At 74.5% G+C, this 22193-nt stretch carries 18 protein-coding genes; 5 read left to right on the top strand and 13 right to left on the bottom strand.

Annotation, left to right across the window (positions count from 1 at the left end; translation table 11 throughout):
• Window positions 1–38 precede the first annotated feature (38 nt).
• From MODMU_RS26480 to MODMU_RS26440, 9 genes are all read right to left on the bottom strand, one after another.
• Complete coding sequence (locus MODMU_RS26480) at window positions 39–1037, bottom strand: D-alanine--D-alanine ligase family protein (protein ID WP_014743511.1); 999 nt, start codon at window positions 1035–1037, stop codon at window positions 39–41.
• Window positions 1034–2440, bottom strand: a complete 1407-nt coding sequence (locus tag MODMU_RS26475; protein WP_014743510.1) for an aminotransferase-like domain-containing protein — start codon at window positions 2438–2440, stop codon at window positions 1034–1036. Before MODMU_RS26475 ends, MODMU_RS26480 begins: the two co-directional genes overlap by 4 nt.
• Before the next feature lie 57 nt (window positions 2441–2497).
• Window positions 2498–3628 carry an N-acetylmuramoyl-L-alanine amidase gene (locus MODMU_RS26470; RefSeq protein WP_014743509.1) on the bottom strand — a complete coding sequence of 377 codons (1131 nt, stop codon included), beginning with the start codon at window positions 3626–3628 and terminating at the stop codon, window positions 2498–2500.
• Between the two features lie 155 nt (window positions 3629–3783).
• Complete coding sequence (gene trxA, locus MODMU_RS26465) at window positions 3784–4113, bottom strand: thioredoxin (protein WP_014743508.1); 330 nt, start codon at window positions 4111–4113, stop codon at window positions 3784–3786.
• Between the two features lie 36 nt (window positions 4114–4149).
• Window positions 4150–5166 (bottom strand): thioredoxin-disulfide reductase, encoded by a 1017-nt coding sequence (gene trxB / locus MODMU_RS26460; protein ID WP_014743507.1) that lies wholly within the window; start codon window positions 5164–5166, stop codon window positions 4150–4152.
• A gap of 35 nt (window positions 5167–5201) precedes the next feature.
• Entirely contained in the window at window positions 5202–6824 is a 1623-nt protein-coding gene (locus MODMU_RS26455; protein ID WP_014743506.1) for a protein kinase family protein, read from the bottom strand.
• Window positions 6825–6894: 70 nt separating this feature from the next.
• The gene (gene murJ, locus MODMU_RS26450; protein WP_014743505.1) at window positions 6895–8856 is read right to left on the bottom strand and encodes a murein biosynthesis integral membrane protein MurJ; all 1962 of its coding nucleotides are present in this window, start codon (window positions 8854–8856) and stop codon (window positions 6895–6897) included.
• On the bottom strand, window positions 8853–11147 hold the full coding sequence (locus MODMU_RS26445; protein WP_014743504.1) for a DUF6049 family protein: 2295 nt from the start codon (window positions 11145–11147) through the stop codon (window positions 8853–8855). The genes murJ and MODMU_RS26445 overlap by 4 nt, the downstream gene beginning before the upstream one ends.
• Window positions 11144–11620, bottom strand: a complete 477-nt coding sequence (locus MODMU_RS26440; RefSeq protein ID WP_014743503.1) for an NUDIX hydrolase — start codon at window positions 11618–11620, stop codon at window positions 11144–11146. The genes MODMU_RS26445 and MODMU_RS26440 overlap by 4 nt, the downstream gene beginning before the upstream one ends.
• Before the next feature lie 42 nt (window positions 11621–11662).
• Here MODMU_RS26440 and MODMU_RS26435 point away from each other — a divergent pair, with 42 nt between their 5' ends.
• Both MODMU_RS26435 and MODMU_RS26430 read left to right on the top strand, forming a co-directional pair.
• Complete coding sequence (locus MODMU_RS26435) at window positions 11663–13141, top strand: CCA tRNA nucleotidyltransferase (RefSeq protein ID WP_051144090.1); 1479 nt, start codon at window positions 11663–11665, stop codon at window positions 13139–13141.
• A 105-nt stretch (window positions 13142–13246) separates the two neighbouring features.
• On the top strand, window positions 13247–14167 hold the full coding sequence (locus MODMU_RS26430; RefSeq protein WP_014743501.1) for a hypothetical protein: 921 nt from the start codon (window positions 13247–13249) through the stop codon (window positions 14165–14167).
• A 40-nt stretch (window positions 14168–14207) separates the two neighbouring features.
• Here MODMU_RS26430 and MODMU_RS26425 read toward each other — a convergent pair whose 3' ends face one another.
• Window positions 14208–15524, bottom strand: a complete 1317-nt coding sequence (locus MODMU_RS26425) for an MFS transporter (RefSeq protein WP_014743500.1) — start codon at window positions 15522–15524, stop codon at window positions 14208–14210.
• 98 nt (window positions 15525–15622) lie between these two features.
• On the opposite strand from MODMU_RS26425, the gene MODMU_RS26420 reads away from it, so the two are divergent.
• Window positions 15623–16291: a YqgE/AlgH family protein gene (locus MODMU_RS26420; RefSeq protein ID WP_083869957.1), complete on the top strand. Its 669-nt coding sequence runs from the start codon at window positions 15623–15625 to the stop codon at window positions 16289–16291.
• A 109-nt stretch (window positions 16292–16400) separates the two neighbouring features.
• Here MODMU_RS26420 and MODMU_RS26415 read toward each other — a convergent pair whose 3' ends face one another.
• The 3 genes from MODMU_RS26415 to MODMU_RS26405 all read right to left on the bottom strand — a co-directional run bounded on the left by MODMU_RS26415 (window position 16401) and on the right by MODMU_RS26405 (window position 19007).
• A complete protein-coding gene (locus MODMU_RS26415; RefSeq protein WP_014743498.1) occupies window positions 16401–17180 on the bottom strand; it encodes a hypothetical protein in 780 nt (259 codons plus the stop codon).
• 68 nt (window positions 17181–17248) lie between these two features.
• Window positions 17249–18328, bottom strand: coding sequence for an inositol-3-phosphate synthase (locus tag MODMU_RS26410; RefSeq protein WP_014743497.1), 1080 nt, complete (start codon window positions 18326–18328; stop codon window positions 17249–17251).
• 70 nt (window positions 18329–18398) lie between these two features.
• A complete protein-coding gene (locus MODMU_RS26405) occupies window positions 18399–19007 on the bottom strand; it encodes a PadR family transcriptional regulator (RefSeq protein WP_014743496.1) in 609 nt (202 codons plus the stop codon).
• A gap of 168 nt (window positions 19008–19175) precedes the next feature.
• On the opposite strand from MODMU_RS26405, the gene MODMU_RS26400 reads away from it, so the two are divergent.
• Both MODMU_RS26400 and MODMU_RS26395 read left to right on the top strand, forming a co-directional pair.
• Window positions 19176–19589, top strand: a complete 414-nt coding sequence (locus tag MODMU_RS26400; RefSeq protein WP_197537368.1) for a DUF5318 family protein — start codon at window positions 19176–19178, stop codon at window positions 19587–19589.
• Window positions 19590–19709: 120 nt separating this feature from the next.
• Window positions 19710–22178: a transglycosylase domain-containing protein gene (locus MODMU_RS26395; RefSeq protein WP_014743494.1), complete on the top strand. Its 2469-nt coding sequence runs from the start codon at window positions 19710–19712 to the stop codon at window positions 22176–22178.
• The last annotated feature ends 15 nt before the right edge of the window (window positions 22179–22193 follow it).

The raw sequence follows: 22193 nt of genomic DNA, 5'->3' as shown, positions 1-22193 counted from the left end.
GCGACCCGATTACGTCACATCGACTATCGGGTAGTCCTTTACGGGCGGATCGGGCCCTCGGCCGCGGCGCGGGCGAGGAGCCGGCCGAGGACGTCGCCGAGCTGGTACCCGGCCGCCTCGACCGCCATCGGGAACATCGACGTCTCGGTCAGCCCGGGTGAGACGTTCACCTCGAGGAAGTGCACCTCGCCGTCCGGGGTGACGATGGCGTCGGTCCGGGACAACCCGGCCAGTCCGAGCTCCTCGTGCACCTGCAGCGCGACCTCGGCCGCGCGCGCCGCGACGGCTTCGGAGACCCGGGCCGGCGAGTGGTACTCCGTCATCCCCGGCGTGTACCGGGAGGTGTAGTCGAAGACGCCGGACTCGGGGGCGATCTCGACCGCCGGCAGCGCCTCGGGCCCCTCCCCCAGGTCGATGACCGACAGCGCCAGCTCGACCCCGTCGACGAAGCGCTCGACCATCACCGTGTCGCCGTAGGCGAAGCAGCTCACCATCGCCGCCGGCAGGTCCTCCACCCGGCTGACCTTCTGCACGCCGAGGGCGGAGCCACCGGAGGCGGGCTTGACCATCAGCGGCAGCCCGAGCCGGGCGACGATCAGGTCGAGCACCGCGCCGGCGCCCAGCTCGCGGAAGGTGCTGTGCGGGAGCGCCACCCAGTCCGGGGTCGAGACCCCGGCCGAGCGGACGACGGACTTGGCGGCCGGCTTGTCCCAGGCCAGCCGGCAGGCGGCGGCGGGCGAGCCCACGTAGGGCACGCCGGCCAGGTCCAGCACCGCGCGGAGCGCGCCGTCCTCGCCGGTGGCGCCGTGCAGCGCGATGAACACCGCGTCCACCGGGGTGCCGGTCAGCCCGGGGAGCAGCTCGGCGTCCGCGTCGTGCAGCTCGGCCTCGACGCCGGCGCGGCTGAGCGCCTCGACCACCTGGCCGCCGGAGTTGATGCTGACCTCCCGCTCGAAGGTCAGCCCGCCGGCGAGCACCAGCGCGCGCAGCGGGTCGGTGCGGGGTGCCTCCACCGGTGCGGCGGCCGGCTCGGTCATGGGTGGCTGTCCTCGTCTGCGTTGGCCGGTCCGATGACCGGCGGGGGCGGGGTGGAGACCGCGCGGAACGTCCCGGTGTCGACCGCGTCGAAGGTGGAGTGCAGGTCCAGCTCGGCCTCGATGACCCGGGCCAGCCGGCGCACGCCCTCGCGGATCCGGTCCGGCTCGGGGTAGCAGTAGGACAGCCGCATGTACTCCTGGCCCTGGCCGTCGGCGTAGAAGCCGATGCCCGGCACGTACGCGACGTGCGCGGCCACGGCGCGGGGCTGCATGAGCTTGGCGTCCAGCCCGTGCGGCAGCTTCAACCACACGTAGAAGCCGCCGTCCGGCCTGGTCCAGGTGGTGCCCGGCGGCATCAGGGCGGTCAGCGACTCCAGGGTCGCGTCCCGGCGCTCCCGGTACAGCTCGGTGAAGACCTTGATCTGCTCGCGCCACGGCTGGGTGTCCAGGTACCGGGCGACGGCGTACTGGGTCAGCGACGGCGGGCAGAGCACCTGCGCCTCGGTGGCCAGCACGAGCTTCTCCCGGACGGCGAGCGGGGCCAGCACCCAGCCGACCCGCAGCCCCGGGGAGAAGGTCTTGGAGAACGAGCCGAGGTAGATGACCCGCTCCTCGTTGCGGGCCCGCAGCGCGCGCATCGGCTCGTGATTGAAGCCCAGCAGCCCGTACGGGTTGTCCTCGATGACCAGCAGGTCGTACTGCTCGGCGATCGCGATGACCCGCTCGCGGCGGGGCTCGGAGAGGGTGATGCCGGCCGGGTTGTGGAAGTTCGGCACGGTGTAGAGGAACTTGACCCGCTCGCCGCGGGCCCGGCACTCCAGCAGCGCCTGCTCCAGCGCCTCCGGGATCAGCCCGTCGTCGTCCATGGCGACGTGCCGGACCTGCGCCTGCGCGGCCTGGAAGACGCCGAGGGCACCCACGTAGGACGGCGCCTCGGCGAGGATGACGTCGCCCGGGTCGACGAACACCCGGGTGACCAGGTCCAGCCCCTGCTGGGAGCCGACGGTGACGACGACCTCGCTGGGCCGCGCGTCGGTGATGCCCTCCAGGGCCATCACGTCGCAGATCCGCTCGCGCAACCGCGGGTCGCCCTGGCCGGAGCCGTACTGCAGCGTCTGCGCGCCCATCCCGGACACCAGCTCGCCGATCATCGAGCCGACCGCGTCCAGCGGCAGCGCGGTGACCGCCGGCATGCCGCCGGCCAGCGAGACGACCTCGGGCCGGCTGACCACGGAGAACAGCGCCCGGATCTCCGAGCTCTTCATCCCGTGGGTGCGTGCTGCGTACCGGTCTGCCAGGGGGTCCAGCCGCGGGTGCCGCGGGGAGACGTGCGGGGACGCACCGCTGGAGTACGCCCCGGCCTGACCGGTTCCGACCGCGGGGTCGGGCACAGGAGGGGTCACCCCCAGGAGTCTAAGCGGCGCAGCCGGACCGGTCCGTCCCCGGCGCGCCCCGGCGCGTCACGCGGTGGGCGAGCTCAACCGCGGCGGCAGCAGGAACGTGCCGGTCGCCGGGTCGGCGTCGGCGGGCAGGAACAGCCGCTGGACGGCGGCGACCACGGCCTGCGCCACCGTGCTCCGGGTGCGGGCGTCGAGCAGCAGCAGCCGGTCGACCGGGTGCGACAGGTAGCCGCAGTCGATCCGGACGGCGGGCATCCGGGTCATCCGCAGGATGTCCCAGGTCTTGGGGTGCGAGCCGCAGTCGAGCATCCCGGTGCGGGCGATGACCTCGCGCCGGACCAGGTTGGCGAACTCCTCGCCCACCGTGGAGCTCGCCCCGGACCCGGTGCCGTAGTAGTAGCTGGCCACGCCCCGGGCGTGCGCCGAGCCGTGCGCCTCCATGTGCAGGGAGAGGAACAGGTCGGCGCGGGTCTCGTTGGCGAACGCCGTCCGGTCGCCGACGACGGGGTCGCCGGTGCGGCCGCGGGTCAGGTAGACGGTGGCGCCCGCGGCGGCCAGTCGGCCCTCGATCCGGGAGGCCAGGTCGAAGACGAGGTCGGCCTCGGTGGTCTCCCCCGCGGTGTAGCCGGTGTCCCCGCCGCCGTGACCGGGGTCGATGACGATGACCCGGCCGATCAGGTGCGAGCCGGACTCCACCATCGAGGCGCTCTGCCGGAGCAGCTGCGGGCGACCGCCGGTGACCCGGCGGCCGAGCTGCTTGAGCGCGCGCAGGGTGGCCGGACCGCAGGTGCCGTCGGCGGTCAGGCCGTAGTCGCGCTGGAAGCTGCGCAGCCCGGACTCGGTCTCGGCGCCCAGGATGCCGTCGGCGCGGCCGGCGTCGTAGCCGAGCTCGAGGAGCAGCTCCTGCAGCCGGCGGACGTCGTCGCCGCGGGCCGGGTGCTCCGGGTCGTAGCGCAGCAGCCGGTCGCCCAGCGACCAGCGCGCCTCGTTCAGCGCCCGGTAGGTCTCGTCGCCCACCCGGCCGTCGACGGACAGCCCGCGGACCTGCTGGAAGTGCCGGACGGCGAGCTCGGTCGCCTGGTCGTACTCGGGGGCCGCGACGGGCTCGCCGTCGAGCAGCGCGAGCGACCGGAGGACCGCCTGCACCTCGGCCACGACGGGACCGGTGCTGCCGGGTCGCAGGACGTCCATGCGGCGGTCGTCGCTCCTGTCCTCTGGGATCGGGCCGGTGGGCTGGTGCTCACCGACGATTGTGGCATCCCCGCCGGGACCGGCGAGGCCCGCCGGTCCGGTCGGACGGGCGGGCCTCGGTGGTCACGCGGTGCCGGCGCGGGGCCGGCGGTGGCTCACAGGTAGTCGGAGAGGTCCGACAGGATGGCGCCCTTGGGCTTGGCACCGATGATGCTCTTGACCGGCTTGCCGCCCTGGAAGACGGTCATCGTCGGGATCGACATCACCTGGTAGTCCCGGGCGATCTGCGGGTTCTCGTCGATGTTCAGCTTGGCGATCGTGAGCTTGTCGGCGTGCTCGGCCGCGATCTCCTCGAGCACCGGGGCGACCATCTTGCACGGCCCGCACCACTCGGCCCAGAAGTCGACGAGGACGGGCTTGTCGCTGCCCAGGACGTCGCTGGCGAAGCTGGCGTCGGTGACGGTCACGGTGTTCTTGCCGGCCATGGGTGGTGCTCCTTCTTCTCGGGGGGAGGGAGTGGTTCAGCGCTCGTCGAAGGTCTCGGCGAGCCAGCGCTCGGCGTCGATCGCGGCGGCGGCACCGGTGCCCGCCGAGGTGATCGCCTGCCGGTAGATGTGGTCCACGACGTCACCGCAGGCGAACACGCCGTCGATGTTGGTCCGGGTCGTGGGGTGGTCCACCACGACGTAGCCCTCGTCGTCCAGCTTCAGCTGGCCGACGAACAGCTCGGTGCGCGGGTCGTGGCCGATCGCGACGAACAACCCCGACACCGGCAGGGACTCGGTGGCGCCGGTGGCGACGTCGGTCAGCTCGACGGCCTCCACGGTGGTGTCGCCGTGCACGTCGGTGACCTGCTTGCCCAGCGCCCAGCGGATCTTCTCGTTGTCCTGGGCGCGCTGCTGCATGATCTTCGAGGCGCGCAGCTCCGGGCGGCGGTGCACCAGGGTCACCGACTTGGCGAACCGGGTGAGGAAGGTGGCCTCCTCCATCGCGGAGTCCCCGCCGCCGACCACCACGATGTCCTGGTCGCGGAAGAAGAACCCGTCGCAGGTGGCACAGGCCGACACCCCGCGGCCCAGCAGCCGCTGCTCGTTGTCCAGCCCCAGGTACCGGTACTTCGAGCCGGTGGCCACGATCACCGCGTGCGCCAGGTGCACCTCGTCGCCGACCTTGACCACCTTGGGGGTCGCGGTGAGGTCGACCTCGGAGACGTCGCGGGCCACCAGCTCGGCGCCGAAACGCTCGGCCTGGGTGCGCATGTCGTCCATCAGCTGCGGGCCCTGGATGCCCTCGGGGAAGCCGGGGAAGTTCTCGACCTCGGTGGTGGTCATCAGCGCGCCACCGAACTGGGAGCCCTCGAACACCAGCGGGTGCAGGTTCGCCCGGGCGGCGTAGACCGCCGCGGTGTACCCCGCCGGACCGGACCCGATGATGATCAGGTCACGGACCCCGTCGTGCTCGGCCGGCGGGATGGCCGGCGCGGCGCTGGTCGGGACCGTCAGGCCGGGGGAGGTGTCATTGCTCGTCACGGGCGGCACAACGGACAGGGTAGGTGCGGCATTCCCCGCCCGCGTCAGCCCGCGGCGGTGACGGCGACCTCGGCCAGGTCGGCCTGGAAGCCGTCCGCGACCTGGGTCAGGCCGGTGACCCACACCAGCACGTAGCGGGCCGTCACCGGGGCGCTGAGGGCGATGTCGTCGGTGCCGGTGAGCGTGGCGGTCGCCGCGACCGGGAACGCCTCGAGGGCGCCGGTGGGGGCGCTGCCGGTGCGCACTTCGACCGTGGAGCCGGGGAGGGTGGTGGTGATCGTGACGCCGGCCAGGGCCTGCTCGCTGCCCAGGTCGTAGACGACGCCGACGCCGGGCTTGAGGTTGCCGAAGGCCGCCGAGCCGCGGTAGGTCACGGTCGACCACACGGTGCCGGGGTCGCCGTCGACGCTGCTCGCGACGTCGTCGTCGTTCTCCGGGTCGCCGTCGCCGAAGGGGTTGTAGATCGCCGCGGCGCTGACCGGGACGGGGGCGCCGGCCACCGGCGCGGCCGCGCTGCTCGGTGCGGGGGCCGACGCCGAGCCGGCGGAGGTGCCGGCGGAGGCGCTCGGGGTGGAGCCCTCCTGGTCGACGCTGCCGGCCACGGAGAGCACGTTGTTGCCGAACCACAGCGCGAAGGCGATCACCAGGGCGAGCGCGAGCAGCGGCAGCCCGACGACGGCCAGCCGGCGGCGCGCGCTGCTCGAGCTGCGGCGGTCGTCGGCGGGGGCGTCGTCGTCGGTGTCGAAGGTCTCGCCCCAGTCGAGGTCGTCCTCCTCGGCGGCGGGGGCGGCGGGGCGGGGCGGCAACGGCCGGCCGGGCGCCGCGCCGGGCACCGGGGGCAGGGAGCCCCGGTCCAGGCGCACCGGTCCGTCGTCGTCGGGGGTGTCCTCCCGGCGCTCGCGGAGCCGGCGCATCCAGCCGCTGTCGGTGTACCCGTCGGGCCGGACGGCCTCCTGCGGGCCGGTGCCGGGCCGCGGGGGCGCGGCGAGCAGCGCGACCATGGTGGCCGCGCTGGACAGCCCGGTGGCCGGGTCGTCGGAGCGCGCCCGGCGGACCAGGGCGGCCAGGTCGGGCGAGGCGATGCCGGCCCGGCCGGCGTCCTGCGGGCGGGAGCCGGTGAGGCAGAGCTCCAGCAGCGCGCCGAGGGCGGCGATGTCGCCCTTCTCGGTGCCGCTGGCCGCGGGCACCGACAGCAGGCCGACCAGCCCGCCGGGCCGGAGCACCACGTGCTCGGGGGTCAGCCCGCCGACCGCCAGGCCCACCCGGTGCGCCTCGGCGACGCCCTCGGCGAGCCGGCGCACCAGCGACCGGGCCTCGCGCTCGGGCAGCGGGCCGTCGGACGCCAGCCGGTCGGAGAGCCGGGTGCCCTCGATCCACTCGTTGACCACGTAGGCCGCGCCGCCGGGCTCGGTGCCCCCGGTGCCCTCCGCGGCGTCGTAGACCATCGCCAGGGCCGGGGTGGCCAGCCCCCCGGCGGTGAGCGCGCGGGTGATCCACTCGCGGGCGGCCGGGCCGCCGGGGGTGTGCACCCGCAGCGCCACGTCGCGGTTGAGCACCCGGTCGCGGGCGCGCCAGGAGCGGATGACCCCGGTGGCGGTCTCCTCGTCGGGGGCGACCTGGTCGAGCGGGCGGTAGCGGTCGGGCAGGCCCGTTGTCGTCGACGTCACGGACGCTGCCGACCCCCTGCTCGCTCGCTGCCGGGGACGGCGTCCCCGGGTCGGGCGCCGGACACCCGCGTCACCGTGAGCGCCCGAGCCGTGCCCGGACGCCGGCCACCGCGTCCCGGAGCTCCGGGACGCCGACCAGCACGGCACCCGCGACCACCGCGCTGCCGATGACCACGGTACCGAGGACCACGGTCGCGAGCGACCCCGGTACCGACTCGCCGAGCGACCGGCCGGCCAGCGACACCGCCGCCCAGCCCAGCACCGCGGCGACCGCCGAGACCAGCGCCATCCGGGCCACCACCTGGCCGGCCTCGCGGGTGACCCGCACGCCCAGCTTGCGCTGCAGCACGACGCTGCCGATCACCCACCCCGCGACGTAGGTGGTGCTCGTGGCGATCATCAGCCCGGCCACCACGTGCTCCGGGCCGACGAGCACCGGCACCAGCAGCAGCAGCGGCACCCGGACGGCGACCATGGCCACCTGGATGAGGGTGGGGGTGCGGGCGTCCTTCATGGCGTAGAAGACCCGCAGCTGCAGCAGGGTGACCGCCATCGGGAGCAGCCCGAACGCCCCGACGGCGAGCGCGACGCCCACACCGCGGGCGTCGGCCACGTCGGCGTTCCCCCGGCCGAAGGCCACGGTGCCCACGGCGGGGCCGAGGACCACCAGCAGCGCGGTCACCGGCAGCAGGCCGGTGGCCGACAGCCGGGTGCCCAGCGAGAGGTCGGCGACCACGCCGTCCATGTCCCCGCGGGCGGCGGCCCGGCTCATCCGGGGCAGCAGCGCGGTGAGCAGCGCGACGCCGATGATCCCGTAGGGCATCTGGAACAGCAGGCTCGCGTTGCTGAACGCCAGCGGCCCCAGCCCCCCCGCGTCGGCGGCCGCGTTGGCCACCACGCTGGCGACCACCACGCCCACCTGGCTGACCAGCACGTAGCCGATGACCCAGAGCCCGAGCGTCCCGGCCTCGCCCAGGCCGGTCCCGCGCAGCCCCCACCTCGGCCGCAGCGGCACGCCGTGCCGCCCCAGCAGCGGCAGCAGGACCAGCGCCTGCACCGCGATGCCGAGGGTGGTGCCCAGCCCGAGCAGCCAGACCTGGCCGCTGGTGATGGTCAGCGGGGTGAGCTCCCCCGGGCCCGCGGCGAGCAGGAAGACGACGCCGGTGGCGATCACCACCACGTTGTTCAGCACCGGGGCCCAGGCCGGCGGCCCGAAGACCTGCCGCGCGTTCAGCACCGCGGTGGCCAGCGCCCCCACGCCGTAGAACACGATCTCCACCAGCAGGATCCGGGCCAGCCAGTTCGCCAGGTCGACCTGGCCGGGGTTCTCCGCGCTCTCCCGGATGCCCATCAGCCAGGTCAGCGCGGGCGCGGCGAGCACCGCCAGCACGGTGAGCGCGGTGAGGCCGGCCAGCGCCAGGGTCATCAGCCGCTGCGTGTACCGGACCCCTCCGTCGGCGTCCTTCTCCTGGGCGTTGACCAGCAGCGGGACGACGACCGAGGTGAGCACGCCGCCGAGCAGGAGCTCGTAGACGATGTTGGGCAGCGTGTTGGCGACCGTGTACGCGTTGCCGATGGCGGCGAAGCCCAGCGCGGCGGTCAGCACGACGGTGCGCAGGAACCCGGTGAGCCGGGAGACCAGGCTGGCCACCGCCATCGTGCCGGCCGCCCGGAGGATGCCGCCGCTCGCGCCGGGGGCGCCCTCGCGGAGCTCGACCTGCTCCTCGTCCTCGTCCGGGACGTGGCGCACCGGGGGGAAGGCGGGGATGAGCTGGGTGTCGTCGGGCCCGGGCACGAACCGGCGCACCCGGGTCGGCGGCGGCACCGGGGGCAGCTCGGTGCGCCGGCGGGGTGCGTCGGCGGCGGGGGGTGCCGGCCGCGCCTGGCGGACCGCCGGGGGCGGGACGGGGGGCAGCGGCCGGGGCCGGGCCGGCCCCGGCGGCGGGGTGAGGTCCTTGTACGGCGGCGGGGGCAGCGGGGCCGCCGGCCGCGGCCGCTCCCCCGCGGGCACGTCGGTCCTCGGCTCGCTCACACCGGGCTCCGGGTGGGCGGCACCGCGGCGTCCAGCGGTGCCTGGTCCTCGGGCTCGCCGCGGCGGCGGGCCAGCACGAAGCGGACCGCCCGGCGCAGGAACAGCAGCGCCAGCAGGGCCGCGGCGCCGAAGGTGATGCCGAGGGTGATCCAGCCGTAGGCGGTGCTCTTCACCTGCATCGTCACGGTCTCCCCCAGCGGGCCCCCGCCGGGCGTGGTCAGCCGGGCGCTGACGGCGAACCCGCCGGACTGCCGCACGTGCGCCGGGACCTGCAGCGGCGTGCGGGAGGAGGGCTGCAGCGTGGTGACCCCGATGTCCTCGGTGGTCAGCCCCACGTTGTCCCGGGTGCGCAGCTCCAGCCGCACGTCGACGGCGAAGGGCAGGTCGTTCTGCACGGTGAGCACCAGCGGGGCGTCGCTGGAGGCCAGGCTGTAGGTGCCGTCGACCGGCGAGAGCAGGGTGACCTGGCCGCGCAGGTCGGCGACGGTGTCCTGCAGGTCCGCCGCGGCGGCGGCGAAGCCCTCGTCGTCCCCGCGCCACTCGGCGGAGGCCGCCCGGGCGATCGCGGCGTCGGTGCCGGCCAGGACGGTGGCCGGGTCGCCGACGACGGCGGCGGCGAAGTCGTCGCGGACCCGCGAGGTCTCGGCGATCTCGGTCATCCCCGCGGCCGGGAGGGCGGCGGTGCTGTCGACCAGGTCGCCGGTGGCCACCTCCGGGCCGGTGGTCAGCGCGTCCACCCCGACGGCGGCCAGCCACGGCTGGGTGGCGGTGTCGGTCATCATCGCGGTGAGCACGGCCGGGTCCGGGTCGACCGCGCGGGGCGGGGTGACCAGCACGGTCTGCTGGGTGCCGGCCTCCCGCGCGGCCAGCTGCCGGGTCAGCGCGCCCAGCTCGGCGAGGTAGCGCTGCTCGGTGAGCCGGCCCTGGCCGGAGTCGGGGGTGGCCTCGGCGACGACCTCGGAGAGCCGGCTGTCGGCGACCAGCGTGGTCACGTCCCCGGCGGCGGCGGGCTGGCTGCTGCGCGCGGCAGCGGGGGCACCGCCGACGCCCACGGCCCGGTCGCCGTCGGCGAGGCCCTGGTCGGACAGCACGACGGTGTCCACGCCCCCGGCCTGCAGCGTGTCCAGGGTGGGGCCGGACAGCGCGCCGCCGGCCGCCCAGGCCAGGTCGGTGCGCGGCGTGACGCCGAGCACCTCGCGGACGATCGCCGCCCCCGCGCCGGTCTCCGCCGCACCGTCGGTGCTGCCCGCGCCCGGGTCGGCGGGGGTCAGCGCACCGCCGTCGTCCGCGGGCTGCTGGGCGGTGCCCTCGGCGGTGCCGGGCAGGCTGCGGGTGACCACGGCCGACTGGCCGGTCGCGACCAGCGCGTCGGCGTCGACGTCGGCGTAGGGCAGCGCGACGACCGGGTGCTCCTCGGCGACGGTGCGCAGCCGGTCGAGCAGGTCGCCGGCGTCGGCGGTCCCGGTGCCCTCGTCGTCCCCGACGGTGTACGGGCCGACCGCCATCAGCGACAGCTCCTCCAGCAGCGCGGGGTCGACCGCGAGGGTCACCGGCACCGCCGGGTCGGTCTCGGCCGGGTCGGCGCCGGGGACGGTCGGCAGGTCCTCCAGCACCCGGACGGCGCGGTCCAGCCGGCCGCCGTCGGCGACCTCGCCGGCCAGGTCGTCGTCGGCGAAGCCGCCGGAGGCGTCGCGGTGCGGGCGGTCGGTGATCGGCCACAGCCAGGCGACCGAGGTGCGGGCCGCGGGCAGCGGCTGGCCGACCACGAGCTGGGTGGAGAGCTGCCCGACCCGCTCGGGGTCGCCGTCCTCGCGGGTGCCGTTGAGGTTCACCAGCAGCGGGTAGACGCCGTCCTCGGTGAGCTGCAGCTCCTCGGCGGTGGTCGCGTAGCTGAACTGCAGCGTGTCGCCGGGCTCCAGGTCGCCGTCGAGCTCGCGGAACGGCGCCGTGGCGGTCGTCGCCTCGTCGGGGTCGGCCAGCTCGTCGACCAGCGCGTCCCGGCTGGTCAGCACGTCACCGCGCTGCACCCGGACGGTCAGGTCCGACCAGGTCTCGGTGCTGTCGTTGACCAGCGTGCCGCTGACCTCGATCGGCGAGCCCGGGACGACGGTGCGCGGCTCGAGCCGGTCCACCGTGATCTGCACCGGTCGGCCGTCCGGTGCGCTCGCCAGCGCCGGGGCGGCCGCGGCGGGCGCGGCCGGCAGCCCGGCCAGCAGCGCGGCTCCGGCGACGAGCAGCAGGGAGGGGGTCGAGTGGCGGCCGTCGGCGCGGCCGGCGGCCCGCCGTCTCACGCGCTGTCGGCCAGCAGGCCCGGCGCGCGCTCCACCAGGGCGCGCTCGTCGGCGTAGGCCAGCCGCCCACCCAGTTCGGTCAGCGGCACCCAGGCGACCTCGGTGACCTCCACGTCGGCGTCGGAGAGCACGCCCCCGACGGCCCGGAGCAGGAAGTGGTGGACCGTCTTGTGCACCCGGCGGCCGTCGGCGACGAACCAGAAGTCGATGATCCCGAGCGGGGCGACCACCTCGCCGAGGATGCCGGTCTCCTCCGCGACCTCGCGGACGGCGGTGTCCTCCGGCGTCTCGCCCTCCTCGATGTGCCCCTTGGGCAGGGACCAGAGCAGGCGACCACGGCGGTCGGTGCGGCCGATCAGGGCCGCGCGGGGGCCGGTGACGTCGTCGTCGGCGACCACCAGACCTCCGGCCGAGGTCTCGTCGACCCGGCGCAGCCGGCGGCCGGGGCGCTGCCGCCCGCCCGTCCCAGCCATGCCAGGAGGGTAGCGCGCGCGGCCGCACTACCCTCGACGGTCGTGCCCGTAGACCCGCCGCGTCGTGCGTCGTCCGTTCCTCCTGCCGTCCAGCAGACGGTGCGCGACCTGGTCGAGGTCTCTCCCGTGCTGGTCGAGCTCGGCCGGCGGTTCACCGCCGCCGGTCACCAGGTCCACCTCGTCGGTGGCTCGGTGCGCGACGCGCTGCTCGCCGCGGAGTCCGCCGGCGCGCCGGTGGCCCCCGGCGACCTCGACCTGACCACCGACGCCCGGCCCGAGCAGACCCTCGCGGTGCTGCGCGGCTTCGCCAGTTCCACGTGGAACACCGGGATCGCGTTCGGCACCGTCGGCGCCGAGGTGCGCGGCGAGCGGGTGGAGATCACCACCTTCCGGGCCGACCGCTACGACCGCGAGTCGCGCAACCCCGAGGTCGCCTGGGGCACCTCCCTGGTCGACGACCTCGCCCGCCGGGACTTCACCGTCAACGCGATGGCCGTCTCGCTCGGCCCCGACCGCACCGTCACCGACCCCTTCGGTGGGCTCGGTGACCTGCTCGCCCGGCGGCTGCGCACCCCGGGCGCGGCGGTGGAGTCCTTCGCCGACGACCCGCTGCGGATGCTGCGCGCGGTCCGCTTCGTCGCCCAGCTCGGGCTCACCCCGGACGACGAGGTGGTCGCCGCGATGACCGAGCTGGCCCCGCAGCTGGGCCGGATCACCGCCGAGCGGGTGCAGCACGAGTTCTCCCGCACGCTGCTCAACCCGGCGCCGCGGGCGGCGCTGGAGCTGTTCGTGGGCACCGGGCTGGCCGACGTCGTGCTGCCCGAGCTGTCCGCGCTGCGGATGGAGATCGACGAGCACCACCAGCACAAGGACGTCTACACCCACTCGCTGACCGTGCTGGACCAGGCGATCGCGCTCGAGGTCGCGGACCCGGACGCCGAGTCGCCGGACCTCGTCCTGCGGCTGGCCGCGCTGCTGCACGACATCGGCAAGCCGGCCACCCGCCGGCACGAGGCCCGCGGCCGGGTGTCCTTCCACCACCACGAGGTGGTCGGCGCGAAGCTGGTGCGCAAGCGGCTGACCGCGTTGAAGTACCCCAAGGACGTCGTCGAGGCGGTCTCCCGGCTGACCTTCCTGCACCTGCGGTTCCACGGCTACGGCGACGGCCAGTGGACCGACTCCGCCGTCCGGCGCTACGTCACCGACGCCGGTGACCTGCTCCCCCGGCTGCACAAGCTGGTCCGTTCGGACTCGACCACCCGCAACCGGAAGCGGGCCGCGGCGCTGTCGGCGACCTACGACTCGCTGGTCGAGCGGATCGCCGAGCTGGCGGCGGCCGAGGACCTCGGCCGGATCCGCCCCGACCTCGACGGCAACCGGATCATGGAGCTGCTCGGCATCTCCCCCGGCCCCGACGTCGGCCAGGCCTGGCGGTTCCTCAAGGAGCTGCGGCTCGAGCGCGGCCCGCTGGACCCCGACGAGGCCGAGGCCGAGCTCCTCACCTGGTGGCGCTCGCGCTGAGTGGAGTGGAGTCCCAGCGCTCGGAAAGTGATGCGCTGGGACTCCATCAGCCGGGCCTGTGGACGACGGGAGCAGGGGCCCGGTCATCCCGGCCACGCTGCGTCGGTGCCCGGAGCCCTGCCCTGCGTCAGCCACCGCACCGCGCTCGCCGAGCGCGGTGTCGACCGGAACCGCATCCGCCGGGCGTTGCGGACCGGTCGATGGCTCGAGCCGGTGCCGGGCGTCGTGGTGCTGCACTCCGGCTCGCTGAGCCGGCGCGAACGTCACCTGGTCGCACTGACCTGGGCGGGTCCGGCCGGGCGGTTGTCGCACACGAGCGCTCTGTGGCTGCACCGCGCACGGGTCGACGAGCCGCGCGCCGCGCCGCGGGTGGCCGGGGTCCGCGGCTCGTACGAGGAGCCCGAGGACGCCGGTCTGGTCGAGGTGTCCGTGCCGCACGGGCGGCACCTGAAGTCCGCCGGGTTCGTGGTGGTCCACCAGAGCCGACGTCCTCTCGGTGACCTCACCATCGCTGGTCTGCCGGTGACCGGAGCGGCTCGTGCCGCCGTCGACGTCGCCGTCTCTGCGCGCCGGCGCCAGGACGTCGAGCACGTCGTCTCCGACGTCCTGCAGAAGGACCTCACCGACCTGTCCGAGCTGGCCGGCGAGACACGGGCACTCGGACGGCGAGCGACACCCTGGCTGCGGCAGACGCTCACCGACGCCCTGCGCGGCATGCGCTCGGTCGGCGAGGCGGACCTGCGGCGGGTGGTCGTGGCGGCGGGGCTCCCCGAGCCCGAGTGGAACGCCACGATCAGCACCGCGCTGGGCGACTTCCACCTGGACGCGTACTGGCGGGAGCAGCGGGTCGGTGCCGAGGCCGACGGCACGCAGTTCCACCTGTCCGCGCAGGACTGGCAGGCCGACCTGCGCCGGCAGAACGCCGTCCAGGGCACGGGTGTCCGGCTGATGCGCTTCCCGGTGCCGCGCCTGAGAACAGACGGTCTCAACTGCGGACGCGAGCTCTGCACGGCGCTGGGGCTCTAGTGGAGTGCCACGGCGCGGACAACGCGCCCGTGGACTCCACTCAGGCGCGGGTGAGGGCGAGCGGGGGGTGGTCGGCGTGCTGCGCCTGGCCGCGGGCCCACCGGGCGAAGACGACCGCGGTGACCAGGTACCCGACGCCGATGCCGACCAGCAGCGGCCAGCTGATCCCGGACGCCGGCAGCAGGAAGGCGCCGGCCAGCAGGGCGACCACGAAGAAGACGTTGAACAGCGTGTCGTAGACGGAGAAGACGCGGCCGCGGAAGTCGTCCTCGACGGCCTCCTGCAGCGTGGTGTCCACGCAGATCTTGATGCCCTGGGCCACGAAGCCCAGGGTCAGGACGGCGGCCACGACGGCCGGCGGCTCGAACAGCCCACCGAGCACCAGCTGGCCGGCCGCGGCGAGCACGAGCATGGCCACCACCCAGGCCGCCTTGCCCCACTTGCGCACCGCCGCGGGGGTGACCGCGGCGGCCAGCAGGGTCCCCGCGGCGCCGGCCGCGAGCACCTCGGCCAGCCCGGCCAGGCCGCCGGGGAACAGGTCCGAGCCCTCGGTGAAGGTGTTCCGGTACAGCAGCAGGGTCATCAGCGTCAGCAACCCGTAGAAGACCCGGTGCACGGCCATCACCGAGAGCACCGCGGTGGCCGGCGGGTGCGCCAGCACGTGCCGGGCGCCGGCGACCATGCCGTGCAGCACGTCCCGCGCGCTCACCGTGGCGGCCAGCGTCAGGTGGTCCGGGCCGAGGTAGGGCCGGCGGAAGCCCGAGACGATGGCCGAGGCGCCCAGGTACGGGACGGCGGAGAACAGCGCGAGCGCGGCGTAGCCCCCGGGGCCGCGGCCGATGAGCTGGGTCGCGGCGATCGCCGCACCACCGCCGAGGACCGAGGAGATCGCTCCCGCTGTCGTGGACAGCGCGTTCGCCGACACCAGCGAGGGCTCGTCGGTGGTGTGCGGCAGCGCGGCGGACAGCGCGGACAGCACGAACCGGTTGACCGAGAACACCAGCAGCCCGGCGACGTAGAACCCGGCGCCCTGGACCGAGGCCAGCACCAGCGCGGCCACCGCGAGCACCAGGACGGCGCGGACCACGTTGGCGACCAGCAGCACCTGGCGGCGGCTCCACCGGTCCAGCCACACGCCCGCGAACGGCCCGACCAGGGAGTAGGGCAGCAGCAGCACGGCGAAACCGGCCGCGACGTCGATCGGGTCGGCGGCCGACTGCGGGTTGAACAGCACCGTGCCGGCCAGCGCCGCCTGGAAGACGCCGTCGCCGAACTGGGAGGACAGCCGGGTCAGCAACAGCCTGCGGAAGTCCCCGCGGCGGAGCAGGTGGCGCACGGTGGTGGGCGCATGCTGCACCCTCGCCACACTACGTCGCCTCCCGGTGACCGCCAGCCGAGCCGGGGGCGTGCGCTGCGCCGCCCCTCCGGCCCGTCGCTGAGGCACACTGGGAGGCGATGAACCCGGTGCCCTCGTCACCCGACCCCGAGCGTCGTCCGGCCGGACAGGCCGCCGGACGCCGTCGGCGTGACGCCGTCCCCGTCCTCTCCGTGGGCTGCCTGGACGACGTCCGGCCCGGGTCGCTGCTGGTCGCGATGCCCGCGCTCACCGACCCGACGTTCGCCGGTGGCGTGGTCTACGTGCTCGACCACTCCGACACCGGCACGATCGGCGTCGTGCTCGGCCGGCCCAGCGAGGTCGGCATCGCCGACGTCCTGCCCGGCTGGTCGGAGCTGGCCGTCGAGCCGGGCGTCTTCCACGTCGGCGGGCCCTGCGAGACCGACACCGCGCTGTGCCTGGCCACCCGCAGCGGGGACGGTCCGCTGGACCCCGACAGCGGCCTGCGCCTGGTCGCCGGCCGGGTGCACCTGGTCGACCTCGACGGCGACCCCGACCTGCTGGACGGCGAGATCGCGGGCCTGCGGGTGTTCGCCGGGTACGCGGGGTGGTCCGCCGGGCAGCTGGCCGCCGAGCTGGCCGAGGGTGCCTGGGCCTGCGTGGACGGCGAGCCGGGCGACGTGCTGGCCGAGGTCTCCGGCCCGGAGCTGTGGCGGGCGGTGCTGCGCCGCCAGTCCGGCCGGCTGGCCGTGCTGTCGACCGCTCCGGCGGACCCCTCCGCGAACTGACCTGGCGGCCCGGCGGCTGCGTGTCGCTGGTCCCGAGCGCCCGGAGCTGGTAGGAAAGAGGCACAGGAGGGGGCGACCTGGGGAAGAGGCCGCCCCCTCCTGCTTCGTCTCAGATCCCCAGCGCCGCGGCGATGTCCGGGTGCTGCGTGGTGTCCACCGTGTCCGTGTCGGCCGGCAGCGTGATGTCCCGCGGCCCGTGGTCGGCGAGGGTGATCGTCACCTGGAAGTCCTGCACCTCGGTCACGTACTGGACCAGCAGCTCGCTGTCCGCGGCCACCGAGATCTCCGCGCCGGTGCCGCTGCGGAACACCGATGCCAGCTCCCCGTTCACCGACTGCGAGCCGGCCCAGGTGTAGGCCTCGAAGGACCGCGGGTCGTCGGCCGCGCGCGCCGACAGCCGGGTCACCATCTGCACCAGCACGTCCAGCAGCGAGGCGGTGCCGGTCGAGCCGCTGGTGACGAGCGGGCGGCGGGCGTAGGTGGCCGCGGGCAGGCCTGCGGCGGTGAGCGCGTCGGCCAGGCCGGGGACGTCGCCCTGCCACAGGTCGGTCTCGCTGAAGAACAGCGTCCGGGTCTCCTCGGGCTGCCCGTTCTCGTAGGTGGTGACCGCCTGCGCCCGGCCGGTGTCCCGGCTGAAGTCGACCTCGCCGGTCAGGGTGAGCACGGCACCCTCCGCGTAGGGCGCGCTGACCTCGAAGTCGGCGCCGCCGGCCTGGCGGTCGGCGTAGAGCACCTGGGCCAGCGTGTCGGCCTCGGCGGAGGTGATCGGGTCACCGGGCGCCCGGTCGGGTGCGTCGTCCTCGCTGCACCCGGCGAGCACCGCGACGAGCGCCGCGACGGCCGCCAGCACGACCAGCCGGACCGGACCGGGACGACGGGGTGAGCGCATGCCGGAGAGCCTAGGAGGAACGGCTGAGGGGCCCGGACCGACCAGGTCCGGGCCCCTCAGCGGGTGACTCAGCGCTCGATGTCGCCGCGGATGAACGCCTCGACGGCGTCACGCGCCTCGCTGTCGTCGTACTGCACCGGCGGGCTCTTCATGAAGTACGAGGACGCCGACAGGATCGGGCCGCCGATGCCGCGGTCCTTGGCGATCTTCGCGGCCCGGACGGCGTCGATGATGATGCCGGCCGAGTTCGGGGAGTCCCAGACCTCGAGCTTGTACTCCAGGCTCAGCGGGACGTCGCCGAACGCGCGGCCCTCGAGGCGGACGTAGGCCCACTTGCGGTCCGACAGCCACGGCACGTGGTCCGACGGGCCGATGTGCACGTTGTCCTTGCCCATGTCCCGGTCGACCTGGCTGGTGACCGACTGGGTCTTGGAGATCTTCTTGGACTCCAGGCGCTCGCGCTCGAGCATGTTCTTGAAGTCCATGTTGCCGCCGACGTTGAGCTGCATGGTGCGGTCCAGCTGCACGCCGCGGTCCTCGAACAGCTTGGCCAGGACGCGGTGGGTGATCGTGGCGCCGACCTGGCTCTTGATGTCGTCGCCGACGATCGGCACGCCGGCGGCGGTGAACTTGTCCGCCCACTCCTTGGTGCCGGCGATGAAGACCGGGAGGGCGTTGACGAAGGCGACCTGCGCGTCGATCGCGGCCTGGGCGTAGAACTCCGCCGCCTGCTGCGAGCCGACCGGGAGGTAGCAGACCAGCACATCGGCGCCGGACTCGCGGAGCGCGGTGACCATGTCGACCGGGGCGTCGTCGGACTCCTCGACGATCTCGCGGTAGTACTTGCCGAGCCCGTCGAGGGTGGTGCCGCGCTGGACGGTCACGCCCAGCGGCGGGACGTCGGAGATCTTGATGGTGTTGTTCTCGCTGGCGAAGATGGCCTCGGACAGGTCGCGGCCGACCTTCTTGGCGTCGACGTCGAACGCGGCGACGAACTCCACGTCGGACACGTGGTAGTCGCCGAACCGGACGTGCATGAGGCCGGGGACCGACGCGGACTCGTCCGCGTCGCGGTAGTACTCGACCCCCTGGACGAGCGAGGCGGCGCAGTTGCCGACGCCGACGATGGCGACCTTGACCGATGCCATGGACTGTCTCCCTCCGGCGGGCCCTCCCGGGCCCGGACTGTGTGTGCTGATCTCGTGCTGGTGGTGCAGCTCAGGTGGTGCGGGGTGGTGCGGTCTCGGGGGGCTGCTCGCGGGCGGCCTCGGCGCGGGCGTCGTCCTTCTCGTGGTCGATCAGCTCGGTGAGCCAGCGGACCTCGCGGTCGACGGAGTCCAGACCGTGGCGCTGCAGCTCGAGGGTGTAGCGGTCGAGCTTCTCCTGGGTGCGCCGCAGCGAGTCCATGAGCCGGTCGCGCTGCCGCTCGACGGTGCGCCGCCGGCCCTCGAGGATGCGCAGCCGGACGTCGGCGGCGGTGTGCCGGAAGAACGCCAGGTGGACGCCGAAGCGGCCCTCGTCGTCGTAGGCCTCCGGGCCGGTCGAGCTGACCAGCTCGGCGAACCGCTCCTTGCCCTCGGCGGTGATCGCGTACACGACCTTGCCGCGGCGCCCGGTCAGCGCCGGGGCGTCGGCCGGCAGCAGCGAGCGCGGGGTCGGGTCGTCGCTGGCGATCAGCCCGGCGGCCTGCATCCGCTTGAGCGCCGGGTAGAGCGACCCGTAGGAGATCGACCGGAGGCCGCCGAGCACGGCGGCGAGCTCCTTGCGCAGCTCGTAGCCGTGCATGGGCGACTGCTGCAGCAGCCCCAGGATGGCGAACTCCAGCACGGCGCCACCTCCTGGTCACTCGGCTGTCGCCGGATCGATGTATCGGTACGATACATCCGGGCGCAGCAGTGCGCACAGCAGGGGCGGGCAGCTCACGCCCGCCCCAGGAGCCCCGTGTCGACATCCGGAGAGGGTCACCAGCAGGGCTCCGTTGCGTACATTGGCGCCGTGCCCGGACGACGGTCGGTGGTGGACTACGCGCTGCAGAGGCGCGCGCTGCTGGCCGAGGTGCACGCCGGGCGGACCGGTCTGTTCGAGGTGTGCGACGCCAGCCCGTACCTCTCCCGGGCGGCGAAGTACCACGGTGAGCCGACCGACTCCCCGTGCCCGATCTGCCGCCGGGAGCGGCTGGCCCTGGTCAGCTACGTCTACGGTGACGGGCTCGGGCCGGTGTCGGGTCAGGCGAAGACCGGGCGCGAGCTGGCCCGGATGGACGCCGCGCAGGACGAGTTCGCCGTGTACACCGTCGAGGTGTGCCGCGGCTGCGGCTGGAACCACCTCGTCACCTCCTACGTCCTGGGCGCCGAACCGGTCCCGGGTCGCGCACCACGCAGGACCCGCCGCCGGGCGGCGACCGAGTAGTCGCTGCCGGCCGTGCGCCGCCGCCTGCCCGCTGCGCACACAGCTGAAGACGTCACCCCGGGGGCTGGCCTGCGACCACGTCGCGGTCCGCCCCCCACGACTGCAGGAAGGGGCCACCGCGTGCCTCCCCACGACCAGACCGCCCGGGTCGGCTCCGCCGGCTCGGGCCGCCGCCCACCGCAGGCCCGCAGCGCCGGGTCCGGGAGCAGCGGGGCCGGCGCCGCACGCCGGCCGGCGGCCGGCGGCCGGGCCCGCGCCTCCTCCCCGGCCCGCCCCGCCGGTGGCGGCGGCGGTGGCCGTCCCCCGGCGAAGCCGCCCACGGGCGGCAACCGGCCCGGTGGCAGCGGCAGCGGCCGCGGCAGGCCGCCGGGTGGCGGGAAGAAGAAGCGCACCGGCAAGCAGCGGCGGCGTCGCTGGCTGAAGGTCCTCGTCGGGTTGTTCGTGAGCTCGCTGGTGCTGCTCGGCGTCTTCGTCGGCGTGGTGTACGCCTCGACCGACGTCCCGACGCCGGAGTCGGTGACCAACCAGCAGACGACGATCGTCTACTACTCCGACGGCGTCACCGAGATGGCCCGGCTGGGCAGCGAGAACCGGATCGAGGTCGGCCTGGACCAGGTCTCGGAGCCCGCGCGGAACGCGATCCTGGCGGCGGAGAACCGGAACTTCTACAACGACCCGGGCATCTCCTTCACCGGCATCGTCCGGGCGGCGTGGAACAACCTGACCGGCGGCTCCACCCAGGGTGGCTCGACGATCACCCAGCAGTACGTGAAGAACGCGTTCCTGAGCTCGGACCAGACGTTCAGCCGCAAGTTCAAGGAGCTCTTCCTCTCCATCAAGCTGGACAACGAGTACTCCAAGGACGAGATCCTGGAGAACTACCTGAACACCATCTACTTCGGCCGCGGCGCGTACGGCATCGAGGCGGCGGCGGAGACCTACTTCGGCGTCAAGGCCGCCGACCTCACCGCCGAGCAGGGCGCCGTCCTGGCCGTGCTGGTGCGCAGCCCGAACTACTACGACCCGGAGTCCAACCCCGAGGAGGCGCAGGACCGCTGGGGCAGGGTCCTGGACGCCATGGTCGAGCAGGGCTGGTTCGACTCCGCCGCGCGGGCGGCCGCGCAGTACCCGGTCGCGCTCCCCGACGACGGTGCCGGCCTGGGCATCCCCTCGGGCCCCGAGGGGCTCATCGTCGACCAGGTGCTCGCCGAGCTCGAGGGCTCGTCCTACGGCTACACCGACGTGGAGACCCAGGGCCTGCGGGTCACGACCACGGTGGACAAGCGCTACCAGGACGCCGCGGTCGCCTCGGTCAACGACGTGATGGAGGGCGAGGACGTCGGGCTGCTGCGCGAAGCGCTCGTCTCGGTCGACCCCCGGACCGGCGGCGTGCTGGCCTACTACGGCAACGCGGCGCGCACCAGCGAGGACCCCAACGCCGACACGACCGACTACGCCCAGGCCTACAAGCAGCCGGGGTCGTCGTTCAAGCCGTACACGCTGGCCACCGCCCTCAGCGAGGGGATCAGCGTCGACGCGCGGCGGGACGGCAGCTCGCCGCAGACGTTCAAGGACCGCACCAAGCCGGTGGTCAACTCCGGCAACGCCCAGTGCGCGGCGTGCACCCTGCGGGAGGCGATCACCCGCTCGCTGAACACCACCTTCTACGGCCTGGCCTACGAGGTCGGACCGGCGAAGGTCGCCGAGACGGCCCGGGCGGCGATGGGCATCGGCGACCAGTGGCCCGACAGCCCGTCGGTGCCCGAGGCGCTGCGCGGCAAGACGTCGCTGGCCAGCCCGGAGAACGGGCAGACCGGCAGCGCGATCGGGATCGGTGAGTACGAGGTGCGGCCGATCGACCAGGCCGTCGGCTTCGCCACCCTCGCCGCCGGTGGCGTCTACCACCAGCGGCACTTCGTCGCCCAGGTCGCCGACGGCGAGGGCACGGTGCTCAAGTCGGTCGACGGCAGCGAGACCGCCCAGCAGGTCATCCCGGCCGACGTCGCCAGCGACACCACCTTCGCGCTCGAGGGGGTCGCCGCGTACTCCAAGCGCCCGCTCGACGGCAACCGGCCCGTGGCCAGCAAGACCGGCACCCAGGGGCTGAACGCCACCGACAACTCCGACGCCTGGATGGTCGGCTACACCCCGTCGATCTCCACCGCGGTGTGGATGGGCAGCCAGGGTCTCGCCCCCATCACCAACGTGCAGGGCAAGATCATCTACGGGTCCGGCCTGCCGGGGCAGATCTGGCAGGAGTTCATGGACACCGTGCTCGACGGCACCCCCGAGGAGCCGCTGCCGACCAAGGCGATCATCAAGGGCGACACCGGCAAGGGCGTCGCCGCGGAGACCACCCAGGCACCGGCGCCCACCACCACCGCCCAGGCGCCCGCGACGACCAGCCAGGCGCCGCGGCAGACGACGACCTCCACGCCGTCCTACAGCCGGCCGACACCGTCGTTCAACCGGCCGACCCCGCCGACGCAGAGCGAGGAGCCCCCGGTGACCGACACCTCGCCGTCACCGGTGGACCCGGTGCCGACCACGCCGGGGGGCGTGCCGATCCCGACGCAGTCCAACCGGTGAGCCGCCGGCAGGCAG

The organism is Modestobacter italicus, from assembly GCF_000306785.1.
Lineage (GTDB): Bacteria > Actinomycetota > Actinomycetes > Mycobacteriales > Geodermatophilaceae > Modestobacter > Modestobacter italicus.
This window is presented reverse-complemented; position numbering and strand designations above follow the sequence as displayed.